The sequence below is a fragment of the Hydrogenovibrio sp. genome (assembly GCF_049975065.1).
Classification (GTDB): domain Bacteria; phylum Pseudomonadota; class Gammaproteobacteria; order Thiomicrospirales; family Thiomicrospiraceae; genus Hydrogenovibrio.
Window position 1 is genome coordinate 1 of record NZ_JBNGDN010000012.1, and the last position, 21,598, is coordinate 21,598.

19 protein-coding genes, 1 tRNA gene and 1 other RNA gene are annotated in these 21,598 nt (G+C 49.9%); 15 read left to right on the plus strand and 6 right to left on the minus strand.

All coding sequences use genetic code 11. From position 1 onward, the window contains the following. Nucleotides 1-220: 220 nt before the first annotated feature. The 6 genes from ACP5D0_RS03050 to recR all read left to right on the plus strand — a co-directional run bounded on the left by ACP5D0_RS03050 (nt 221) and on the right by recR (nt 4,439). Entirely contained in the window at nt 221-433 is a 213-nt protein-coding gene (locus tag ACP5D0_RS03050; protein WP_472364103.1) for a helix-turn-helix domain-containing protein, read from the plus strand. Nucleotides 434-725: 292 nt separating this feature from the next. Beyond that, a tRNA-Asn gene (locus ACP5D0_RS03055) sits at nt 726-801 on the plus strand. Between the two features lie 95 nt (nt 802-896). Continuing rightward, nucleotides 897-993, plus strand: an RNA gene (gene ffs / locus ACP5D0_RS03060) — signal recognition particle sRNA small type. A 102-nt stretch (nt 994-1,095) separates the two neighbouring features. Next, nucleotides 1,096-3,435, plus strand: coding sequence for a DNA polymerase III subunit gamma/tau (dnaX, locus tag ACP5D0_RS03065; RefSeq protein ID WP_472364104.1), 2,340 nt, complete (start codon nt 1,096-1,098; stop codon nt 3,433-3,435). 21 nt (nt 3,436-3,456) lie between these two features. Next, a complete protein-coding gene (locus ACP5D0_RS03070; protein ID WP_472364105.1) occupies nt 3,457-3,786 on the plus strand; it encodes a YbaB/EbfC family nucleoid-associated protein in 330 nt (109 codons plus the stop codon). A 53-nt stretch (nt 3,787-3,839) separates the two neighbouring features. Further along, complete coding sequence (recR, locus tag ACP5D0_RS03075; protein WP_472364106.1) at nt 3,840-4,439, plus strand: recombination mediator RecR; 600 nt, start codon at nt 3,840-3,842, stop codon at nt 4,437-4,439. 63 nt (nt 4,440-4,502) lie between these two features. Here recR and argF read toward each other — a convergent pair whose 3' ends face one another. The 3 genes from argF to ACP5D0_RS03090 are packed head-to-tail and all read right to left on the minus strand — an operon-like array spanning nt 4,503 to nt 7,085. Beyond that, on the minus strand, nt 4,503-5,405 hold the full coding sequence (gene argF / locus ACP5D0_RS03080; RefSeq protein WP_472364107.1) for an ornithine carbamoyltransferase: 903 nt from the start codon (nt 5,403-5,405) through the stop codon (nt 4,503-4,505). A gap of 28 nt (nt 5,406-5,433) precedes the next feature. Then, a complete protein-coding gene (locus ACP5D0_RS03085) occupies nt 5,434-6,615 on the minus strand; it encodes an acetylornithine transaminase (protein ID WP_472364108.1) in 1,182 nt (393 codons plus the stop codon). A gap of 59 nt (nt 6,616-6,674) precedes the next feature. Next, nucleotides 6,675-7,085 (minus strand): hypothetical protein, encoded by a 411-nt coding sequence (locus ACP5D0_RS03090; RefSeq protein ID WP_472364109.1) that lies wholly within the window; start codon nt 7,083-7,085, stop codon nt 6,675-6,677. Between the two features lie 208 nt (nt 7,086-7,293). On the opposite strand from ACP5D0_RS03090, the gene ACP5D0_RS03095 reads away from it, so the two are divergent. Together ACP5D0_RS03095 and ACP5D0_RS03100 are read left to right on the plus strand one after the other, a co-directional pair. After that, nucleotides 7,294-8,220: a branched-chain amino acid transaminase gene (locus ACP5D0_RS03095; RefSeq protein WP_472364110.1), complete on the plus strand. Its 927-nt coding sequence runs from the start codon at nt 7,294-7,296 to the stop codon at nt 8,218-8,220. A 46-nt stretch (nt 8,221-8,266) separates the two neighbouring features. Then, entirely contained in the window at nt 8,267-8,458 is a 192-nt protein-coding gene (locus ACP5D0_RS03100; protein WP_472364111.1) for a zinc-finger domain-containing protein, read from the plus strand. A gap of 147 nt (nt 8,459-8,605) precedes the next feature. Here ACP5D0_RS03100 and glnA read toward each other — a convergent pair whose 3' ends face one another. Then, nucleotides 8,606-10,012, minus strand: coding sequence for a type I glutamate--ammonia ligase (glnA, locus tag ACP5D0_RS03105; protein WP_472364112.1), 1,407 nt, complete (start codon nt 10,010-10,012; stop codon nt 8,606-8,608). 496 nt (nt 10,013-10,508) lie between these two features. Between glnA and ACP5D0_RS03110 the strand changes: the two genes are divergently transcribed. Genes ACP5D0_RS03110 through phoR form a run of 6 tightly spaced genes read left to right on the plus strand, consistent with a single transcriptional unit; the run spans nt 10,509 to nt 18,154 of the window. Further along, complete coding sequence (locus ACP5D0_RS03110) at nt 10,509-12,776, plus strand: ABC transporter permease subunit (protein WP_472364113.1); 2,268 nt, start codon at nt 10,509-10,511, stop codon at nt 12,774-12,776. Between the two features lie 12 nt (nt 12,777-12,788). Further along, nucleotides 12,789-14,435 carry a phosphate ABC transporter permease PstA gene (gene pstA / locus ACP5D0_RS03115; RefSeq protein WP_472364114.1) on the plus strand — a complete coding sequence of 549 codons (1,647 nt, stop codon included), beginning with the start codon at nt 12,789-12,791 and terminating at the stop codon, nt 14,433-14,435. A gap of 54 nt (nt 14,436-14,489) precedes the next feature. Continuing rightward, nucleotides 14,490-15,308 carry a phosphate ABC transporter ATP-binding protein PstB gene (gene pstB / locus ACP5D0_RS03120; RefSeq protein WP_472364115.1) on the plus strand — a complete coding sequence of 273 codons (819 nt, stop codon included), beginning with the start codon at nt 14,490-14,492 and terminating at the stop codon, nt 15,306-15,308. A gap of 56 nt (nt 15,309-15,364) precedes the next feature. Further along, nucleotides 15,365-16,099: a phosphate signaling complex protein PhoU gene (phoU, locus tag ACP5D0_RS03125; RefSeq protein ID WP_472364116.1), complete on the plus strand. Its 735-nt coding sequence runs from the start codon at nt 15,365-15,367 to the stop codon at nt 16,097-16,099. Nucleotides 16,100-16,112: 13 nt separating this feature from the next. Continuing rightward, a complete protein-coding gene (gene phoB / locus ACP5D0_RS03130) occupies nt 16,113-16,805 on the plus strand; it encodes a phosphate regulon transcriptional regulator PhoB (protein ID WP_472364117.1) in 693 nt (230 codons plus the stop codon). Between the two features lie 14 nt (nt 16,806-16,819). Beyond that, nucleotides 16,820-18,154 carry a phosphate regulon sensor histidine kinase PhoR gene (gene phoR / locus ACP5D0_RS03135; protein WP_472364118.1) on the plus strand — a complete coding sequence of 445 codons (1,335 nt, stop codon included), beginning with the start codon at nt 16,820-16,822 and terminating at the stop codon, nt 18,152-18,154. Between the two features lie 107 nt (nt 18,155-18,261). On the opposite strand, the gene ACP5D0_RS03140 is transcribed toward phoR, so the two are convergent. Then, nucleotides 18,262-19,833 carry an inorganic phosphate transporter gene (locus ACP5D0_RS03140; protein ID WP_472364119.1) on the minus strand — a complete coding sequence of 524 codons (1,572 nt, stop codon included), beginning with the start codon at nt 19,831-19,833 and terminating at the stop codon, nt 18,262-18,264. Between the two features lie 262 nt (nt 19,834-20,095). Here ACP5D0_RS03140 and ACP5D0_RS03145 point away from each other — a divergent pair, with 262 nt between their 5' ends. Continuing rightward, the gene (locus ACP5D0_RS03145; protein WP_472364120.1) at nt 20,096-21,067 is read left to right on the plus strand and encodes a PstS family phosphate ABC transporter substrate-binding protein; all 972 of its coding nucleotides are present in this window, start codon (nt 20,096-20,098) and stop codon (nt 21,065-21,067) included. A 137-nt stretch (nt 21,068-21,204) separates the two neighbouring features. Here the strand turns inward: ACP5D0_RS03145 and ACP5D0_RS03150 are convergent, their stop codons facing one another. Next, nucleotides 21,205-21,456 (minus strand): 2Fe-2S iron-sulfur cluster-binding protein, encoded by a 252-nt coding sequence (locus tag ACP5D0_RS03150; protein WP_472364121.1) that lies wholly within the window; start codon nt 21,454-21,456, stop codon nt 21,205-21,207. Between the last annotated feature and the right edge of the window lie 142 nt (nt 21,457-21,598).

Genomic DNA, 21,598 nt, shown 5'->3' on the forward strand with positions numbered 1-21,598 from the left:
CAGTGTCTTTCAGTGTCTGTCGTATGGTTCTTGGGTTGTATTTGATACGTTCGCTCAACTCTTCGGTGGTTAGATATGTTAATGGCATAACTTTCTCCTATCATTTATAATTTAAAAACTAATTTTAGCCTGGCAAAAATAAAAATGCCCTGCTAGATGTAATATTACTGCAGAAAATATCATTCTGCAAGATATTTTTATATTTTGGAGTAAAAAATATATGATTAGATGTAATTTATCGACATTAATGGGGCAAAGAAAGTTAAAAATATCGGATGTATCCAGAGATACTGGCATACACCGGAATACCATTAGTTTGCTTTATAAAGAAGAGGCGACTCGAATAGAGTTAAAGGTAGTTGAGCAATTGTGCCGATATTTTGATTGTGAAATTGGTGAGTTTTTTGAAATTGTTGATGAATCTGAAAATTGAGTCTTTCGTTCAAAAGGACGTTGATGTCAAAATGTGCTGTCACAGAATTGGCACATATTTGTCACATGAGTGTTTAAGTATCGTTTTACGGTGAAAGTCCTTTGTTCAATTAGATTTAACGGCCTCGTTCAGATGATTTAAAAAAATATCGTCTTTTGAGGCGAGTGTTTTAGCCAATATTTCTGTGAAATCCCTGTTGTGACGGGATTCAAAAAAATTAAAAATAGGGCTTGCCAGCGGCAAATTTATCTCTATAATACACACCCATCAAGCGCGACGCTTGAACGACTTTTCCCCAATAGTTCAGTTGGTAGAACACCGGACTGTTAATCCGTATGTCGCTGGTTCGAGTCCAGCTTGGGGAGCCAAATTCCAGAGAAGCCGCTTTATGCGGCTTTTTTATTTTAGGCTTTTGCGTTTCTTTTTTCGCAGGGTAGGAATTGGTTTTACATTATGGTGATTCTGTTCGTCCCCTCGCGACGATAGGTTGGGAACCCCGCCAGGTCCGGAAGGAAGCAACGGTACTTTCTGATTCGTGCGCCGAGGTCAGGCGGGCAGGGTCGCCACCCTTTCATTTCTCATTTCGTTTGCTGAATTTAAACTCGCAATCTTTTGCTTTAACGTTAAAATAGCATCATTTCATTTATCAGAAATGGGTGTCTGTGAGTCATACTGTCTTAGCCCGAAAGTGGCGTCCTAAAAACTTTTCCGAACTGGTGGGTCAACAGCATGTGATGCAGGCGTTAGCGAATGCGTTGGATCAGCAGCGATTGCATCATGCTTATTTGTTTACCGGCACACGTGGTGTTGGGAAAACGACCATTGCACGGATTTTTTCCAAAGCCTTGAATTGTGAGCAGGGGATGAGTTCAACGCCTTGTGGGGTGTGTTCCACCTGTCGTTCGATTGATGAGGGGCGCTTTGTGGATTTGATTGAAGTCGATGCGGCGTCGAAAACCAAGGTGGAAGACACGCGCGAGCTGCTGGATAACGTGCAGTATGCGCCGGTGCAGGGACGATACAAGGTGTACTTGATCGACGAGGTGCACATGCTGTCGAAAAGCAGTTTCAATGCGCTCTTGAAGACACTGGAAGAGCCGCCGGAGCATGTGAAGTTTCTGCTGGCGACAACCGATCCGCATAAGTTGCCGATGACGGTGCTGTCGCGTTGTCTGCAATTTAACTTAATGCGCTTGACGCCTACGCAAATTCAGGGGCATTTGGCGATGATTTTGCAGCAGGAATCGGTTCCGTTTGATGAGGCGGCTTTGACGATGATCGCTAAAAGTGCCGATGGCTCTGCACGGGATTCGTTGAGCATTCTGGATCAGGCCATTGCTTACGGAGCAGGCGAGGTGCGGTATGGCTCGGTGCAGACGATGCTGGGGCTGGTGGATCAGCAGTTTACCCAACAGATTTTAATGGCGTTGGCGGAGGAGTCGGCGGATGGGCTGAAGACGGTGATTCAGCAGCTGGCGGCGATGGGCGTGGATTATACTGCGTTGAATGCACAGTTGATCGAATCCTTGCATCAGTTGAGCCTGTTGCAATTATTGGATACGGTGGATGAGCAGTGCGTTTTGGATGTGGGGGTCATGCAGTCGTTGCAGCAGGCGTTTTCGCCGGAACGGGTGCAATTGCTGTATCAGATTGCGTTGTTGGCTCAGCAGGATATGGCCTTGGCACCGGATGTCCGCATCGGTTTCGAAATGGCGCTGCTGCGAATGTTGGCCTTCGAGATGCCGGACAGTGAGCCGTCCAAGTCTTCTAAGTCGCCCAAGCCGAAAATGACCAGGCCTGGTGATGTGTTAAAAACGATGTCGAGTGACTTTTCCAGCGCAGCAGCACCGAAACTGGAGCCAGAATTTCAACCTGAACCTGTTTCCCAGCCTCAGTCGATGAAAACCGAAGCCACCTTGACGGAGGTTTCCAATCCGCCCGTTGCGCCGAGCGCACCGGTTGCTTCAAGTGATACGGCTCCAAAGCCCACCAGCGGCGCACAGCATTTGGCCGAATTGCGAGCCAAACTGGATGCCACCCTGGGAAAGCCTGATGCGGTACCGTCTTTGTCGGAACCCCCGTCGTCTAAAGGCGTTCAGCCCACTGGGTCAGAAGAGGATGAGCGTCATTGGCGCAGGCCAGAAGCGGTGCATGACGTGAAGCAAGAGGCTGTTCAGTCGCCGGTGCCCGATGCTGTCGCTCAGGCCGAAGCGGTGCAAGCGATGGCGGCGGAGGCTATTTCAGACGCGCACTCTGAGGCGCACATTGAAGCGTATTCGGAATCGTCTTCCGAACTTCAATCAGAAGGAGAAGCTGGTTCTGACGCTCATTCCGAACCGAAAACCGCACAAGCGTTCCCAGCAGAATCTCAGTTTGAACCGGAAGCGACGACGCGGGCAGGGCAAACCGACGCGGTGAATTACGAGGCGCGTGCGGAACCCTTGGCTCCGCTTCCTTGGGAAGAGGCTTCGGAATCGGACGTTATTAAGCCGCCATCCGGCTCGGAGGAAGGGGTCGAATCTGATTTGGACGGCTCTTCAACGTCCTCAGCGGCTTTAAGTTCAGCACAGAATGCTTCAACACAAAATGCTTCAATACCGGATTCGGCAGGACAGGATCCAAGGCGTTGGGCTCAGATGATTGTCGATTTGCAGTTGGATGGCCTCGCCGCTGAGTTGGCGCGTCAGTCGATATTGGTGGCGCAGGATGCGCATACCTTGACGTTAAGCGTCGATCCGAAGCAGGTCTACGCTAAAACCGAGTTGGCCTTTCAACGCCTTGAAGAAGAAGTCAAAGCGCAGTTGGGCTGTCGTTTGATGTTTGTTGAAGCGGATTCGGATTGGGTTTATGTAACTCCGACACAGTTGGATGCCGAGCAGCAGCAAACCCGCCAAGCCCAAGCAGAGCAAAGCATTCGGCAGGATCGGTTGGTGCAGGAAATGATGGAAACGCTGGACATGACGCTGATTGAGTCGTCCATTCGTCCGGTTAAATTGCAGTAGGTCACTAAAAAAGGAGAGACCATGTTTGGTGGAAAAGGTGGTTTGGGCAACTTAATGAAGCAAGCCCAGGAAATGCAAAAGAATATGCAAGCCGCGCAAGAAGAAATCGCGCAAATGGAAATTACAGGTGAAGCCGGTGGTGGCATGGTGAAAGTCGTTATGACCGGTAAACATGAACTGGTGAAAGTTAAAATAGACGATAGCTTGATGGATGATAAAGAAATGCTGGAAGACCTGTTCGCGGCGGCCGTTAACAGTGCCGCACGACGAGTGGAAGAAGAAACCCAGGAACGTATGGCCGGTCTAACCGGTGGCATGGAGTTGCCGCCGGGTATGAAAATGCCGTTTTAACCAGGCCTGGTGGTTAGCATGAAAGTTGTGAGTCTGAAAATGGGTGGGGTTTAATGCAGAGCCCTGTCATTCAAGCCTTGATTGATGCGTTTAAAGTGTTGCCGACCATTGGTGCCAAGTCGGCGCAGCGGATGGCGTATTATTTGTTGCAAACAAATCCTGAGGGCGGGAAACGTCTGGCCGAAGCGATTGTCGAAGCCATTGATAGGGTGGGGCATTGCCGTCAATGTCAGAATTTTTCGGAAACGGAGCTGTGTGTGATTTGTGCTTCACCCAGCCGAAAATCGGATCAGTTGTGTGTTGTGGAAACGCCGACCGATGTGGTGGCCATTGAGCAGTCCGGTATTTTTCAAGGAACCTATTTTGTGTTGATGGGGCATCTGTCGCCGATTGACGGCATTGGGCCTGAAGAGCTTGGATTGCCGCTTTTAGCAGAGCGTCTGCAGCATGACGGTATTTCAGAATTGATTATCGCCACCAATCCAACCGTAGAAGGTGAAGCCACCGCACATTACATTCAGCAACTCGCCGCGTCAATGAAGGTGCCGGTGACGCGTCTGGCGCAAGGCATCCCTATGGGTGGTGAGCTGGAATTTATTGACAGCGGCACACTCAGTCAGGCTTTTGCCGGTCGCAAAGCGTTGGATGGATAGCCTGTGTTGTGTTAAACCGCGTTACGCCATGCAGGGCAAACCATGCTGGGTCATGTAGTCCTGTTAAGCCATGAGCTTTTCAAGCAAGGCTTTTTGGGCGTGTAACCGGTTTTCAGCTTCGTCCCACACCACACTGTCTTTTGCGTCCATGATCTCCGCGGAAACTTCTTCACCGCGATGCGCTGGCAAACAGTGCATAAACAGAGCCTCTGGGTCGGCTTGCGCCATTAATTCGGAGTTGACTTGATAGGCTTGAAAAGCGCGTTCGCGTTTTTTCTGTTCTTCTTCCTGCCCCATGCTCGCCCAGACGTCCGTTACCACCAAGTCAACATTTTCAGCGGCGGCCATCGGGTCGCGAATCAGTTCCACGCGATCTTTGTGCGCGTCCAGTAGTTCCGTTTTTGGGTCGTAGCCTTCCGGTGTTGAGATGCGAAGTTTGAAGTTATATTGCTTGGCCGCGTTAATATAGGATTGGCACATGTTATTGCCATCGCCCACCCAAAGAACCGTTTTATCGGTAATGGCGCCCCGGTGTTCGTAATAGGTTTGCATGTCGGCCAGCAATTGACATGGGTGATAATCGTCGGTCAGGGCATTAATGACGGGCACTTGTGAGTGTTCCGCCATTTTTTCCACTATCTCATGTGCAAAGGTTCGCACCATAATGCCGTCCGCCATACTGGAAATGACTCGGGCACTGTCTTCAATCGGCTCACCACGCCCGAGTTGAGTGCTTTTCGGGGATAAAAACAAGGCGTGTCCTCCCAGTTGCGTCATGCCGATTTCAAATGAAATGCGGGTGCGTGTGGAGGACTTTTCAAATAACATGGCGAGCGTTTTGTTTTTCAGCGGTTCGTGAATTTCGCCCGCTTTTTGCATCTTTTTCAACTCGATGCCACGTTCAATCAGTTGCTGTAACTGGTCAGAAGATAAATCGTTTAGGGTTAGAAAGTGGTGTGGGGTCATAAGCTATTTCCCGTTCTGGCAAGCGCATTTAGGCTTGCTGGGTAAATTGGTTGATTAACTCAACAAGGGTGTCGATCAAACGGTCGACTTGATCGTTTGACATCACAAATGGCGGCAATAGGCGAATGGTGTTGCCTTGCGTGACGTTGATCAAAAGATGTTTTTCTAAGGCCATTGGCACCAGCTCACCGCAGTGGCGATCCAATTCAATGCCGAGCATATAGCCCTTGCCGCGTACATCCTTGACCGCCGGGTTGTCCTCCAGCGCCGCCTGAAAACGGGTTAGAATTTCCAGTCCTTTTAACTCGATGTGCTCGATGAAGTTGTGTGCCCGTATCACTTTCAAAACGGCCAGGCCTGCGGCGCAGGCCAGCGGATTGCCACCAAAGGTGGTGCCGTGATTGCCCGGCTCTAGAATGTCGGCGGCTTTAGTGCTGGTTAGGCAAGCGCCGATTGGGACACCGTTTCCAAGTGCTTTGGCCAGTGTCATCACATCGGGGAGAATGCCCTCGTGCTGGTGTGCAAACCATTTTCCGGTTCGACCGATGCCGGTTTGAATTTCGTCCACCATCAAAAGCCAGTCATTGTGGTCGCAGATTTCGCGCAGCTGTTTTAGGTAGCCCTGCGGGGGAATCTTAATACCGCCTTCTCCCTGAATGGGCTCCACCAGAATGGCGACGATATTGGAATCTTCACTGTGCGCTTTAACCGCTTCGGCGTCTCCGAAAGGCACGCGTATAAAGCCCTCGACCAGCGGTGCAAAGCCTTGCTGAACTTTGGCATTGCCCGTCGCGGACAGGGTAGCTAACGTCCGCCCGTGAAAGCTGTTTTCCATCACGATGATTTTCGGCGTGCTCAGGGCTTTACGGTGTGCAAACTTGCGGGCGATTTTGATTGCTGTCTCATTGGCTTCAGCACCGGAGTTGCAGAAAAACACCTTTTCCAATCCCGACACGTCCACCAGCTGATCGGCCAGCAGGTTTTGCTTTTCGATGCTGTATAAGTTTGACGTGTGAATTAGCTGGTGGCTTTGTTCGCAGAGGGTTTCGCTGACTTCTGGGTGAGCGTGTCCGAGACTGCACACGGCGATGCCGCTGACGGCATCAAGGTAGCTTTGACCCTGTTCATCGTAAAGCCAAGCCCCTTTGCCGGACTTAAAGCAAACCGGCAGTCTGGCATAGGTGTTCATTAAGTGCGGTGAAGTAGTCATAATGGTATTGTTTTCCAAAGTAGTGGCTTCAAACCGGTCTCTAACCCGATCCTTAAACCTCAGTCTTGCCATGATTGGGTTAAAGCGACTTTTAAAACCCAGAAGTTCAAATTAAAAAAGCAATCGCAAGACGAGCTTGGGATTGCTTTTTTGAATTGGGTAATGCCGTCTGCGGTTTGGGCGGATGTGCTATGCGCGACATTCGGCCTGAATGAGTGTGTTAAATCCAAAAGAATGATTTTAAACATATCGCCTGTAATTTCAAGTAAAAAAGTCATGGCAAGTCTTTTGAGGGGGTGTTGTGGGTTTGTTGCTGTGAGGCGCTGGATGAAAATCCATTCGGTTTTATGGAATTGGTGGTGATGGCAGGGGAGAATTAGGCTAAAATAACCAAAATTTTCTAAACTATTATTTTCTAAACTATTATCCGGTGAGGCTTCGCCCAGACAGTTTATAGCGTTAAACGCCATTTCGCTGACTTCTTGATTCCACAAGCTTAATATTGCACGACTGACCCCTTCATGCGTTGAATCCTTCGGTTCTTTAGAGCGCAGAATTCGGTAAATAGCCGGGCGTTTCCTTGTGAAAACAAGTTTCTGCGATTTTGGCGAAAACGTATGAATTTTTTGCGTGAACTTGGAAAGGCCTCCTGTTAGAAACCTGAAAGGAAAGCTTGCAATGCAGACAATGAGTGATCGCGACGGCCTGATTTGGCTGGATGGTGAAATGGTGCCTTGGCGTGAGGCTAAAACCCATGTATTAACCCACACGTTACATTACGGAATGGGCGTGTTTGAGGGCGTGCGTGCCTACGAAGCGGAGCAGGGCACGGCCATTTTCCGCTTGCAGGCGCACACGGATCGCTTGTTCAATTCGGCCAAAATCATGAATATGCCCATGCCGTTTTCCAAAGATGTTCTGAATGAAGCGCAACGCGCGGCCGTGCGTGAAAACGGTTTGAAATCGGCCTACATTCGCCCAATGGTGTTTTATGGTTCAGAAGGTATGGGGTTGCGTGCCGATAATCTCAAGGCGCATGTCATTGTTGCTGCTTGGGAATGGGGCGCTTATATGGGGGAGGAAAACCTGCGTAAAGGCATTAAGATCGCCACGTCTTCTTTCACTCGCCACCATGTCAATGTCACCATGACCAAAGCCAAGTCGAACGGGTCTTATATGAACTCGATGCTGGCACTGCAAGAAGCGGTGAGTCATGGCTGCGACGAAGCCTTGTTGCTGGATACGGAAGGTTATGTTTCCGAAGGGTCGGGTGAGAACTTTTTTATGGTGCGTGACGGGGTGATTTACACCCCGGAACTGACCGCTGCATTGGATGGTATTACGCGTCGTACCATTATGCAGTTGGCCAAAGAAGCCGGTTACGAAGTGCGTGAAAAACGCATTACCCGTGATGAAGTCTATATTGCTGATGAAGCCTTCTTTACCGGAACGGCGGCGGAGGTGACGCCGATTCGTGAGCTGGACAATCGACAAATTGGAGAAGGTCAGCGTGGCCCTGTGACCGAGTTGTTACAGACGCAGTATTTTGATGTGGTACACGGACGTTCCCAAGCGCATCTGGATTGGTTGACCACTGTGGCCTAAGCAGGGTTTTCCCGAAACAATCAAACTGAAATGGAAAGAAGCGATTATGAGTAAACAAACCGTGATTGAAGTCACTTATGATGATCTGCCATTGACCTGTCCGATGAAAGGGCAAGAGCAATGGAATTCGCACCCGAAAGTGATGTTGCCAATTGAAGAGACTGGAAAAGCCAAGTGCCCTTATTGTGGGGCGGAATATGTTTTGAAAGATTGGGATCCCAACCATAAAGGGCATTGATTCCCCGTCTTTCCAAAAACACACTCAAACGACCAGACCTGGTCGTTTTTGCATTTTCACACTGGGGTCGAAATTGTACGGATCCCGAAAAATTAAGCGTCAAAAAAACCCGCGAAAGCGGGTTTTTTATTTGAATCGAATCGACGATTAACGAGAGTAGTACATGTCGAATTCGATTGGATGGGTGGTGGCACGCATGCGAGTGACTTCTTCCATTTTCAGCTTGATGTAAGAATCAATGGTGTCATCGGTGAAGACGCCGCCAGTTTTCAGGAATTCACGATCCTCATCCAAAGCATCCAGCGCTTCTTCCAAAGACGCACAAACGGTTTTGTAAGTGGCTTCTTCTTCCGGTGGCAGGTCGTACAAATCTTTTTCGGACGGCTCGCCCGGATCAATTTTGTTGAGGATTCCGTCCAAGCCGGCCATTAGCGAGGCGGCAAACGCCAAGTAAGGGTTGGCGGTCGGATCTGGGAAACGCAACTCCACGCGACGCGAACGTTCTGACGGTGCATACGGAATGCGGATGGACGCCGAACGGTTGGAACCGGAATAGGCCAGTAGAATCGGAGCTTCAAACCCAGGAACCAATCGCTTGTAAGAGTTGGTGCCTGGGTTGGTGAAGGCGTTCAAAGTACGCGCGTGCTTGATTAAGCCGCCGATATACCACAGCGCTTCCTGCGACAAGCCGGAATAAACGTCACCGGCAAAAATGTTTTTGCCGTCTTTAGACAAAGACATATTGATGTGCATCCCCGAGCCATTGTCACCCACGATGGGTTTTGGCATAAAGGTGGCCGTTTTGCCCAGTGCGCTACAGGTGTTGTGTACCGCGTATTTCAGAATTTGGACTTCATCCGCCTTGGCGGTCAGGGTGTTGCCGCCCACGGCCAGTTCGCATTGTCCGCCAGCGGCCACTTCGTGGTGGTGTGCTTCGAGTTTCAGGCCCATGGCTTCGGCCATGGCACAGATGTCGGCACGCACTTCGTGTAACTGGTCAACCGGTGGCACTGGGAAGTAACCGCCTTTGACTCTTGGGCGGTGACCGATGTTGCCGTCTTCATAGACTTTTTCGGAATCCCAGGCGGATTCGCCGGAGTTCATTTTGACAAAAGAACCGGACATATCCGCGCCCCAGCGCACGTCGTCAAAAATAAAGAATTCGGGTTCTGGGCCAAAGAAAGCGGTGTCCGCCACGCCAGTAGAGGCCAAATAGGCTTCGGCTTTTTTGGCGACACCACGCGGGTCTTTTTCGTAAGGTTCCATCGTGGACGGTTCCACCACCATCATGCGAATGACAATCGTCGGGTCGTTCGTGAACGGATCTAGGTAGAACCCGTCTTCTTGTGGCATCAAAATCATGTCTGAATTGTGAATGCCTTTCCAGCCTTGAATGGAAGACCCGTCAAACGTTTCACCGTCAGCAAAGAAATCTTCATCTACGCTACTGGCCGGGATGGTCACGTGCTGCTCTTTACCATGCGTGTCGGTAAAGCGAAGATCTGCCCATTTAACATCGTTGTCTTTGATTACATCAAAAATTTCTTGCGACATAAGTGTGTCCTTCTAGTCGTTTTAAATGAATTGTCGAGATTGTAATGCCGTTTGATCAGCGGTTTAACCCGAATGGATTGCATAGGGGTTAAGCATCAGTATCTCTGGTCTGTTTTCGGGGGGGTGCCGTGCGGGTGTCGGCACAGGCTTCAATGTCTTTGGAAGCGACTGATTACCCTTTGGTGTCCACAGAATGTGTCTGATATTGTCGTGCTGATAATAGCTTGAACCATGCCAGAAAGCCAATTTTTTTTGAGGCCGTTTTAAGTCGTTGAGCAGCAAGGAAAAATGAATCAGTCTTCCCATTGATGGGAGGGTTGGGCAAAATCAACTTATTTCATATTGGTGCAAAATGATTATTTATGGTGCGTTCGCAGTCGGGTAATGTGTGGCGTGAGGTTGGACGGGCGTCAAAATCTTAGACGGTAATTTCATCTGGATGTCATATTGCCTCGTTAAGATTTACGGAACTCAAATCACCCTCTAGGAATTTTGAATGGATCAGTCAGCGCAAAAAACATTAGATGAGGCTTTGAAAGGGCCTAAATTCGAGAAACGTATCAAGCGCCGTAACTTTGTGGATATGGCCTGGGCGTCAAGTATCTCCATTGGTGGTGTCAGTGTCATTATGGCGGTGCTGTTGATTATGTTCTTTTTGGTCTACGTTGTGGCACCCTTGTTTGTCCCGGCTTCGGTTAAGGAGCATTCGTCTTATGCATTGCCGGGTGGAAAACAAGAGAAAACGCTCTTCTATGGCATGGATGAATACAAGGAAACCGCTTTGCGTATCACCGAATCCGGTCAGTTGATCGGCTTTACCGCGGCGGATGGTAAGGTGTTTTCTCAGGAAAGGCTGCCGCTGAGAGGCGAAACGATTACCAGCTTTACCAATGTTAATGAAACAAATAAGCTAATGGCCTTCGGTCTGTCGGGCGGGGGGGTCTTGTTTGCGCAGTATGAGTACGCGGTGACCTATCCGAATAATGTGCGCACCATTACGCCGTCTCTGAAGTACCCGTTTGGTCAGGAGCCGTTGTCTCTGGCAGACGCGGCCATCGAGAAGGTGGCGGCTCGTAGCAGTGATTCGAAGTTGGTGGTGTCTTATCAGGTGGTCGGTCAATCGGATGTTTTGGTCAAGCAGTTCGATAAGATCGAGTCGATGCTGTCCGATGATGTGGTGTTGGAGGAATATGCACAAGGCACCATTTCAGGTGCCGCTGGCTTTGATTGGTTAAAGCTGGATGCCGGCATGCGCAACCTCTATCTGATTTCGCGTAACGGTGAAACGGCGTATTACGATCTGTCGAAAGTCGATTCACCGAGATTATTGCAAAAAGTGAATCTGGTGCGGGAGGATGAAGAAATTTCCGCACTGCGTTTCCTGTTGGGCGACTATTCCTTAATGGTCGGAACAACGCAGGGACGCGTGGCGCAGTGGTTCCCAGTGCGGGATGAGAATAATAATTTCCGTTTGCGCTTTATTCGCGACTTTGAAGTGGACAAGGCACCGATCAATTTCATTGCAATTGAATACAGTCGTAAAGGGTTTGTGACGCTCGATGGGTCGGATGAGATAAATCTTTACAACGCGACAGCGGAACGGCATCTGGCCGATGTGCAGTTGGATACCGGTTTGCGCTTTTTGCAGATGGCACAACGCGGTAACGGCGCATTGTTGGAAACAACGACCGGTAAGATGATTAATTACGACATTAAAAACGAACATCCGGATGTGTCTTTCTCAAGCTTGTGGGGTAAAGTCTGGTACGAAGGTTATGAGGAGCCGACTTACAATTGGCAGTCCTCTTCGGCCAGTAATGACTTTGAACCTAAGTTTTCGATGATGCCGCTGACATTCGGCACCATAAAGGCGGCGTTGTATGCCATGTTATTTGCAGTGCCGATTGCGGTTTTGGCCGCCATCTACACCGCTTTCTTTATGGATACGAAAACCCGCCAAGTGGTCAAGCCAGCGATTGAGCTGATCGAAGCTCTGCCAACGGTTATCCTTGGGTTTTTGGCGGGGCTGTGGTTGGCACCTTATATGGAGGCGCACTTGGCGGGCTTCTTTGCCATTCTAGTGGTGGTGCCGTTGGGGATTCTGCTGTTTGGCTTTGGCTGGTCACGTTTGCCGGAAGGGTTGCGCCTAATGGTGCCCGTCGGGCGTCGTGCTGTGTTGATGTTGCCGGTTGTGGTGTTTTTGGGCTGGTTTGCGTTGTCACTGAGTGGGCCAATCGAGAATCTGTTCTTTAATGGTGACATGCGCCACTGGCTAACCTTCAGTGCCGGTATTGATTTTGACCAACGTAATGCTTTAGTCATCGGTTTCGCAATGGGCTTTGCGTTGATCCCGACCATCTTCTCGGTGGCGGAAGACGCGATTTATAACGTCCCTAGCTACCTGGTGAATGGTTCACTGGCATTGGGTGCGAGTGGTTGGCAAACCTTGGTGGGTGTGGTGCTGCCGACGGCCAGTCCGGGGATTTTTTCAGCGATTATGTTGGGCTTCGGGCGCGGCATCGGTGAAACGATGATTGTGTTAATGGCCTCTGGTAACACGCCTTTGATGGACGCCAATATCTTCCAGGGAATGCGTACCCTGTCAGCTAACCTTGCGGTCGAAATGCCGGAGGCGGAAGTCTACAGTACCCATTATCGAGTCCTTTTCCTCTCGGGTCTGGTTCTGTTTATCTTTACGTTTATTTTTAACACCCTTGCGGAATTTGTGCGTGAGCGCATGCGCCGTAAGTATGGTTCACTATAAAGGATACTGACAATGAAAGAATGGTTTAAAAAAGGCGAACATTGGGTCTGGTTTAGTGCCTCCACCGTCAGTATCAGCGTGGTGCTGGTTGTCGGCTTGCTGTTGATGATTTCGTTCCGTGGTCTGGTGCATTTCTGGCCACATTCGGTTTATGAGTACGACATCAAAACCGATAATGGTCAGATAGAGCAAATCGTCGGTGAACTGCACGATGTGAAGGATAAGGAGTTTCCCGATCCTAAGAACCCTGAGGCGGTGATTCGCATCCCGCAGTTTTTGCTGAAAACGGGCAATCGTGATGTGTATGGCATCGACTTCCGCTGGATCAACACCGCTGACATTATCGGGCGTCAGGATGTGTTGGATGACAATGTCACGGTGGTGGAGCGTTTTGAGTGGGGCAATGTTTACGGCCACTTGGAATCCATTAAGCAGGATGGGCAGATTGTTGCGCAGGGTGAAAATGTCTTGCCGATGATGCAGCAACTGGTGGACAGCAGTCAGGATTTACGCAGTCAGATTCGCCACATTGAAAAAGTGATCATGGGCGGGATCAACTACAAGATTGAGCAGTTGCGCTTGCAGCAGAAAAAGCTGGAAAGCGAAAATCGCTACACGCCTAAAAAAGCAGCTGATTTCGATGCACAGCGTGCCAAATTACAGCGCGAGTTTGCCGATCAACAGGAAACCCTTAAAGTACTGTATCGTCAGTCAAACGCCTTGGGTGAAGTGACCCTGAAAGTGGCCGGTGGCAAAGAAGTGCAAGTGCCTTTTAAATCCATTGTGCGCTTCTGGCAACCCAATAACATGGCCTTTACCGAAGACCTTGGCTTTTTCTTTTCATCCATTGGCCACTTTTTGTTGGACGACCCGCGCGAGGCCAATACCGAAGGCGGCATTTTTCCAGCGATTGTCGGCACCATTACCATGGTCATTTTGATGGCGGTTTTTGTGACGCCGATGGGGGTGATTGCGGCCGTCTACATGAGTGAATACGCTAGAGACGGTGTTTTGCTCCGAACAGTGCGAATTTCCATCAATAACCTGGCGGGGGTGCCGTCCATTGTCTTTGGTATTTTCGGTCTCGGGTTCTTTGTTTATATTATCGGTGGCAGTATCGATGAGCTCTTCTACAGCTACGCCTTGCCCAGCCCGACCTTCGGAACGCCAGCGTTGCTGTGGGCTTCTTTGACCATGGCGCTGTTAACCTTGCCGGTGGTGATTGTTTCCACCCAAGAAGGTTTGTCGCGTATTCCGCGAGCTTTGCGTGAAGGGGGGCTGGCATTGGGCGCGACCAAGTCGGAAACCATTATGAAAATCGTTCTGCCGATGTCGATGCCGGCCATTATGACGGGCTTGATTCTGGCTGTCGCGCGTGCGGCCGGTGAGGTGGCTCCCTTGATGTTGGTGGGGGTTGTCAAACTGGCACCGGAATTGCCGATCGATTTTAACGCACCGTTTATTCACCTTGACCGTAAATTTATGCACCTAGGCTTCCATATCTACGATGTCGGCTTCCAAAGCCCGAATGTTGAAGCATCGCAGCCATTGGTGTATGCCACTTCTTTATTGCTGATGCTGATCATTGTCGGCTTGAACTTAGGGGCGATTACAATTCGTAATAAGCTGCGTGAAAAGTATAAATCTCTGGATAACTGATTTCACCAGGCCTGGTGGAATCGAGACTCGAATTTAAAGATAGGAAACAGTGTTATGAGTGAACAAAATATGAGTGTTGCTTTGGATCGGGATCACCGTGGCATGGCTTTGGGTGATGAAAAAATTGCCATTCAAGTGCGCGACTGGAACCTGTATTACGGCACCAAACAAGCGCTGCAGAATGTGAATATGGACTTGCCGGAAAATCGAGTGACCGCCTTTATCGGGCCGTCCGGCTGCGGAAAATCCACGTTGTTGCGTTGTTTTAATCGTATGAACGATTTGATTGATATTGTGAATGTGGATGGCCAGATGCTGTTGCACGGCGACGATATGTATGACAAACACATGGACGTAGCGGCGTTGCGTCGTCGAGTGGGTATGGTGTTTCAAAAACCCAACCCTTTCCCCAAATCCATTTATGAGAACGTCTGCTACGGCCTAAGACTGCAGGGTATTAACGATAAGAATGCGCTGGATCAAACCGTTGAATGGGCCTTGAAAGGGGCGGGTCTTTGGGAAGAAGTTAAAGATCGTCTGGATGAGAATGCCTTGGGCTTATCCGGTGGTCAGCAGCAGCGTTTGTGCATTGCCCGTGCCATTGCCATTAAACCGGAAGTACTGTTGCTGGATGAACCGACATCGGCACTGGATCCGATTTCGACGCTGGCGATTGAAGAGTTGATTTTTGAACTGAAAAATGATTTTACCATTCTGATTGTGACGCATAATATGCAGCAAGCGGCCCGTGTGTCCGATTACACGGCGTTTATGTATATGGGAGACCTGATTGAATACACGGATACAGACTCTCTGTTTACGAATCCGCAAGTCAAGCGAACTGAAGATTATATTTCCGGTCGCTACGGCTAAGGTTCGATTGAAATCAGTTTATTGCGTGTATATCATAAAAAAATAGGAGTTATCTCATGGAAAAGCATGAATTCAGCAGTCACATATCCGAAAATTTGAATCGTAACCTTGAAGATTTGTTTAACCATATTCTGGAAATGGGTGGGTTGGTTGAACGTCAATTTGAAACCGCTTTAGTCGCTTTGGGCAGTGGCGATGTCGATAAAGCCACGGAAGTGGTGCTTTTTGACCGAGTGATTAACAAAGCGGAAATGGAAATTGACAGTCTGTGCGCCAAGGTCTTGGCACGACAGCAACCTACGGCCTCAGACTTGCGTTTGATCTTGGCGGCCATTCGCATTGCAATTGATTTGGAGCGAATGGGGGATGAAATTGTTAAAATCGGCAATATGGTCATCACCTTTGGCAAAGAGCATGAGGCCAAGTGTGCCGAATTATCCGGTTACATCGAGTTGGTGGATATTTCCACCCGTTCGAACGGCATGTTGAAAATGGCACTGGACTCCTTTGCCCGTGTATCGACTGAGAATGCCGGCAAAATCATCCAAGAAGAAGAACTGATTGACGAGATTTTCGCTAAGGCGATGCAAGATTTGAAACAAGCCTTGGTGGAACAGCCCGATCAAGTAGAATGTCTAATGGAAATGATTATTGCACTGCGTGCGGCCGAACGTGTTTCGGATCATGCGCGTAATGTGGTCGAAAGTATAATTTACTTGGTAAAAGGTCAGGACATGCGCAATATGGACAGTGACCGCTTGAATGCGTTTTTAGAGACGCTGGAGTCTTAAAACAGGTAACGCTATGACAGAGCAATGCATTTTAGTGGTTGAAGATGAAGCGGCCATTCGGGATATGCTGAATTTTACCCTGACCGCCGCACACTTTAAGGTCATCGAAGCACCGAATGCAGAGCAGGGCTGGAAGCTTTTGTTGGAGCAGCAACCCGATTGTGTTTTATTGGATTGGATGCTGCCCGGTGTGTCGGGGGTTTCGTTGGCACAACGCATTCGGCAGAATGAACAAACGGCGGCGACACCCATTATTATGCTCACCGCGCGTGGTGAAGAAAACGATCAGGTGCAGGGGTTTGAATCCGGTGCGGACGACTATGTAGTCAAGCCTTTCTCGCCGCGGGCGCTGGTGGCGCGGGTGCAGGCGCTGCTGCGTCGGCAGGCACCGGATAAAATGGCTTCCGATCAGGTGCGAGTGGGGGAACTGAAACTGGACTTGTCCAGCTATCGTTTTACCGTGAGTGACCGAGAAGTAAAACTGGGGCCGACCGAGTTTAAGCTGATGCATTTTTTTATGACCCATGCGAACCGAGTTTATACGCGCGTCCAGCTTTTGGATCAGGTCTGGGGCGAAAATGTGGTGGTTGAAGAGCGCACAGTGGATGTGCACATTCGCCGCTTGCGAAAACTACTGGAACCGGTGGGGGCTTCAGAGGTCATTCAGACGGTCAGAGGTGCGGGCTATCGCTTCTCGGTTGATTAGGCGCTGATCGTTCCGTGTCAAAAGGGATTTTGCGTGAACTGACTTGGTTGATCACCGGTTTATGGTTGGCCTTGTTTGTGGCTTGGATGTCCGGCTGGTGGTGGTTGACCTTTTCGGTCTATTTGCTGTTTTACATCGCGCGTCAGTTTTATAGTATTTACCGTTTCGAACAATGGATCAAAGGCGCCCCCTCTGTGTCTTATCCCCCTGGATCTGGCTTTTGGGGTGAGTTGGGGTATCTGGTCTCGCGCAAACAACGCTCTCTGGAAAAGCATGCCGATCTGCAGTTCTACAAGTCGGAACAGTTTCTGGCGGCTTCCATGGCTTTGCCGGATGCCATAATTTCATTAAACGAAAACCATCAGATTGAATGGTTTAATCATTCCGCCAAAAAACTTTTCAAGCTCAAGCACAGCGACACCCACCGCAAAATCGAAAACCTGTTTCGCCATCCGGAATTCATTCAATACCTAAAATCCGAGCAGTATGAAAAGTCGTTAATCCTTCCGGTATTGAATGGCATCCATCGCGCTTTCAGCGTTCGGCTGTTTCCTTACTTTAAAGCGCACAAACTCCTGATCGTCAAGGACATCCATGAACTTTACAATCTGGCGCAAATTCGCCGTGATTTTGTGGCCAATGCGTCTCATGAGCTTCGCACGCCGTTGACGGTGTTGAACGGCTACATTGAGGTTATGATGGACGGGCAGCCCGCGGATTCTGTCTGGGTGAAACCCCTTGAGCAAATGCATGGGCAGTCGGTGCGGATGCAGTCGATTATCAATGATTTGCTGACGCTTTCCGCCATGGAATCCGAAACCCTAGTGGGCAAGGAAAAAACGGTTCCGGTGGCGGAGATTTTGCAGCGGATGGAGCAGGATGTCGAGCAAATGAGTCAGGGGCGGCATCGTTTCCATTTTGAGCTGGACAAAAGGTTGGCGTTAAAGGGCTATGAGGATCCGTTGAAAAGCGTGCTGATGAATTTAATTTCTAACGCCATACGCTACACGCCGGATAAAGGTGACATCACCGTTCGTTGGTATCGAGACGAGAAAGGGGCGCATTTCCAGGTGGACGATACTGGCATTGGCATTGCACAGGAACACCTTAGCCGCTTAACCGAGCGATTTTACCGAGTGGACACGGCGCGTTCCCGTGATACCGGCGGTACCGGATTGGGCTTGGCGATTGTGAAACACATTCTTGAACGTCATCAAGCCAAGCTGGTGATTAAAAGTCAGTATGGCAAGGGCTCCAGTTTCCGCTGTGATTTTCCGTTGAGCAAAGCGGTTGTGACCAAACCGCCCTTGTCACCGCCAAGTGGCGCAGCACACGTTCAATTTGGGTGATAGGATGGTGATGATGGCTTGAGAATTCCCCAGGTCTGGCGGTTTCGGAGGTTTCACCAGGCCTGGTGATTTTGAGGTTTTCACTAGGCTTGGTGAACGAGTGGGTTTTAGGGAAGCATCATGCCGCGAATGGTGAAGTAGATCAGTGCAGCGAGAATGCCGGACGCGGGCACCGTAATGACCCAAGCGGCGACGATTTTCAAAAAGGCGGAACGTTTGACCAATTCTTTCTGATACACCTTGTTCAAGGATTTCCGCTCTTTCTTACTTAACTCAACCTGAGCTTTGTGGTGTTTCAGTTCCGCCAGCATTTGCTTTTTCATGGCGAGGCTGGCCTTGCTGAAGGTTTCAATAAACGCATCCATTTCCGCTTGATTGCGCCCTTCGTGATGGTCGCGAATCTGTTGCAGGGTTTTGGCGTAGTTGCGCTTTAAATATTCGCGCAAAAACCCCACCCCGAAAATGCCGCCGACGGCAATGTGGGTGGAGCTGACGGGCAGCCCCAGTTGCGATGCAAAGATCACCGTAATGGCGGCGGCCATGGCAATGGAAAAGGCGCGCATCTGATCCAGCTCGGTGATTTCGGAGCCGACGGTGCGGATGAGTTTGGGGCCGAAAAGCAACAGCCCGAGACTGATGCCGATAGCGCCGATGAGCAGCACCCACAGCGGAATGCTCGCCTGAGTGGTGACTTCATGGCTTTGCACCGCATCGTTAATGGCGGCCAGGGGGCCAACGGCATTGGCAACGTCATTGGCGCCGTGGGCAAAACTGAGCAGGGCGGCGGCAAAGATCAATGGAATGGTGAACAGGCTGTTTACGCTGGCTTTGCTGCTTTTCAGGCCGGTTGCTTGTTGCGACACCATTGGGCGAACGGCGGCATACACGAGCAAGCCGATGATCAGGCCGATAACAGCGGCCGTGGTGAAATCGGTCGCCCAGACTTTTTTAAGTCCTTTGAGGGCCAGATAGGTCGAGAAAGCCCAAGCCATAAGGCCGATAAGAAGCGGCACCATTTTTCGGGCGGCGGCCAGCATGTCGTCTTGATAGGTGATGCTGCGTTTGATCCAGAACAAAAACAGGGCGGCAATCAAACCGCCGATGATCGGCGAGATCACCCAGCTGGCGGCAATGGCGCCCATCTGATCCCAGTTGGCAATGTCCCAACCTGCGGCCGCAATGCCGGCACCCAGCACGCCGCCGACAATCGAGTGGGTGGTGGAAACCGGTGCCCCCATATAGGTGGCTAAGTTGAGCCAGAGGGCGCCGGAAAGCAAGGCGGCAATCATCAGCCAGATAAAGGTGTTGCTGTTGTCGATTAACGCGGGATCAATAATGCCTTTTTTAATGGTGCTGATGACATCCCCGCCCGCAATCAAGGCACCGGCAGATTCGAATACGGCGGCAATAATGATCGCGCCCGTGAGGGTGAGGGCTTTGGAGCCCACCGCCGGGCCGACGTTGTTGGCCACATCGTTGGCACCGATGTTCATGGCCATGTAGCCGCCGATCATGGCCGCGATCACCAGTTCGATGCTGACGGTGCCGCTTCCCAGTTGAAGGTTGGCGGAAAACAGCATGATTAAAATAATAAACAGCAGTGCGGTTCCGAAACGGAACATTTCTTTGCGGCTTTTGCGGGTGGCGTCTTCTATGTCATTGATGTCATGAAATTCCATGCACAGTCTCTCTGTTCGACGTTGAGGCGATTCGACTAGCCCGAATTGTATAAAAATTTACTCGGCTCATGGGATTATGTGACAAATATATTGCAGTCAATGGCCGTATGTTTGATGTCGGTCATTGAAAATGGAATACCTGTTTCCAATTACGGAGTGTCATATAACTGTCATTTTTGTTTCATTTGGGTGTTATGCCAGCTCGTCATAATCTTCCTTGTCAAAAACGTAACCTCAATTCTAAAATTTTAGGAGAACCAGAATGAAGCGCAATCTTTTAATTGCTATGGGTCTTGCGACCGCTGTTGCCTCAAACGCTGTTTACGCCGCCGGTGTGGATCCGTCTATCCCAACGTACCAGAAAGTTTCCGGTGTTTCCGGTAACCTTTCCTCCGTTGGTTCCGATACCTTGGCCAACTTGATGACCCTTTGGGCGGAAGAGTTCAAGCGTACTTATCCGAATGTGAACATTCAGATTCAGGCGGCTGGTTCTTCAACGGCTCCTCCGGCTTTGACGGAATCCACGTCCAACGTGGGGCCTATGAGCCGTAAGATGAAAGCCAAAGAATTGGCCATGTTTGAAAAAGAACACGGGTATAAGCCGACTGCAATCGGTGTGGCCATTGACGCCTTGGCGGTGTACGTCAATAAAGACAACCCAATCAAAGGTTTGAGCATTCCACAAGTGGACGCGATTTTCTCTTCTACCCGTAAGTGTGGTGAGAAGAACGACATCACCACTTGGGGTCAAGTCGGTGTTGGCGGTGAGCTGAAAGACAAGTCCGTTCAGCTTTATGGTCGTAACTCGGTTTCCGGTACTTACGGTTACTTCAAAAAAGTGGCTCTGTGTAAAGGGGACTACAAGTCATCTGTGAACGAGCAGCCAGGTTCCGCTTCTGTGGTTCAGTCGGTTTCGTCTTCAATGAACGGCATTGGTTATTCCGGTATCGGTTATAAAACCGCCGGTGTCAAAGCGGTTCCTTTGTCCAAAAAAGACGACGGCAAATATGTTGACCCCACGCCGGATAATGCTTTGAACGGCACTTATCCTTTGGCACGTGTCCTCTACGTTTACATCAACAAAGCGCCTAACAAGCCACTGGAGCCAGTGACGCGTGAGTTTATGAACTTGGTTCTGTCGCAAAAAGGTCAGCAGGACGTGGTAAAAGACGGTTACATTCCATTGCCAGCCAACATGGTTGAAAAATACCGTTCAATGGTTAACGCCAAATAAGTCACCCGTCGGCTAACCGACGGATGTTGATTAAAAGCCCTCTTCGGAGGGCTTTTTGCTTTGTGGCATTTGGGGATTTGACGTCCGGGGTTTTGACCGCGTGGCGGATTCACCCGAATGTCATTTTTCGGGTTAGATTAGATCAACTCAATTTCAATGTCGGTCAGGGGAATGACGCTGCAGGTTAAAATGTTGTCACCTTCGGTTTCATATACCGCGTCCTGAATGGCTTCCACCTTGCCAGACACCAGCCGCACCTCGCAAGCACCGCAGTTGCCACCACGACAACTGTAAGGCATATCAAATCCGGCATCATCCAATGCATCCAATAACGAAAATTGGCCATCAAACTGGCAATCGCCCTGTCCTACTACCGTAATTTTTGACATAGTGTTTCCTTTTGTTTATTCGGGGAATGGGGGGCGCACTTCGAATCTGTAGAAGGCATTTTCCCGCATGTTCAAACGCTATTTTACCAATTGCGGGCGGATTTTTTGCAGTAAAATAGTGGCGGGCAATAAGCTTGGCTTA

Excerpts from the sequence above, each read along its gene's own strand:
- ACP5D0_RS03050 (WP_472364103.1), top strand. The coding sequence starts at position 221 with ATGATTAGATGTAATTTATCGACATTAATGGGGCAAAGAAAGTTAAAA.
- ACP5D0_RS03150 (WP_472364121.1), bottom strand. The coding sequence starts at position 21,456 with ATGTCAAAAATTACGGTAGTAGGACAGGGCGATTGCCAGTTTGATGGC.
- pstB (WP_472364115.1), top strand. The coding sequence starts at position 14,490 with ATGAGTGAACAAAATATGAGTGTTGCTTTGGATCGGGATCACCGTGGC.
- pstA (WP_472364114.1), top strand. The coding sequence starts at position 12,789 with ATGAAAGAATGGTTTAAAAAAGGCGAACATTGGGTCTGGTTTAGTGCC.
- ACP5D0_RS03140 (WP_472364119.1), bottom strand. The coding sequence starts at position 19,833 with ATGGAATTTCATGACATCAATGACATAGAAGACGCCACCCGCAAAAGC.
- ACP5D0_RS03085 (WP_472364108.1), bottom strand. The coding sequence starts at position 6,615 with ATGACTACTTCACCGCACTTAATGAACACCTATGCCAGACTGCCGGTT.
- ACP5D0_RS03090 (WP_472364109.1), bottom strand. The coding sequence starts at position 7,085 with ATGGCGTTTAACGCTATAAACTGTCTGGGCGAAGCCTCACCGGATAAT.
- ACP5D0_RS03095 (WP_472364110.1), top strand. The coding sequence starts at position 7,294 with ATGCAGACAATGAGTGATCGCGACGGCCTGATTTGGCTGGATGGTGAA.
- ACP5D0_RS03110 (WP_472364113.1), top strand. The coding sequence starts at position 10,509 with ATGGATCAGTCAGCGCAAAAAACATTAGATGAGGCTTTGAAAGGGCCT.
- ACP5D0_RS03070 (WP_472364105.1), top strand. The coding sequence starts at position 3,457 with ATGTTTGGTGGAAAAGGTGGTTTGGGCAACTTAATGAAGCAAGCCCAG.
- recR (WP_472364106.1), top strand. The coding sequence starts at position 3,840 with ATGCAGAGCCCTGTCATTCAAGCCTTGATTGATGCGTTTAAAGTGTTG.
- phoU (WP_472364116.1), top strand. The coding sequence starts at position 15,365 with ATGGAAAAGCATGAATTCAGCAGTCACATATCCGAAAATTTGAATCGT.
- ACP5D0_RS03145 (WP_472364120.1), top strand. The coding sequence starts at position 20,096 with ATGAAGCGCAATCTTTTAATTGCTATGGGTCTTGCGACCGCTGTTGCC.
- ACP5D0_RS03100 (WP_472364111.1), top strand. The coding sequence starts at position 8,267 with ATGAGTAAACAAACCGTGATTGAAGTCACTTATGATGATCTGCCATTG.
- glnA (WP_472364112.1), bottom strand. The coding sequence starts at position 10,012 with ATGTCGCAAGAAATTTTTGATGTAATCAAAGACAACGATGTTAAATGG.
- argF (WP_472364107.1), bottom strand. The coding sequence starts at position 5,405 with ATGACCCCACACCACTTTCTAACCCTAAACGATTTATCTTCTGACCAG.
- phoB (WP_472364117.1), top strand. The coding sequence starts at position 16,113 with ATGACAGAGCAATGCATTTTAGTGGTTGAAGATGAAGCGGCCATTCGG.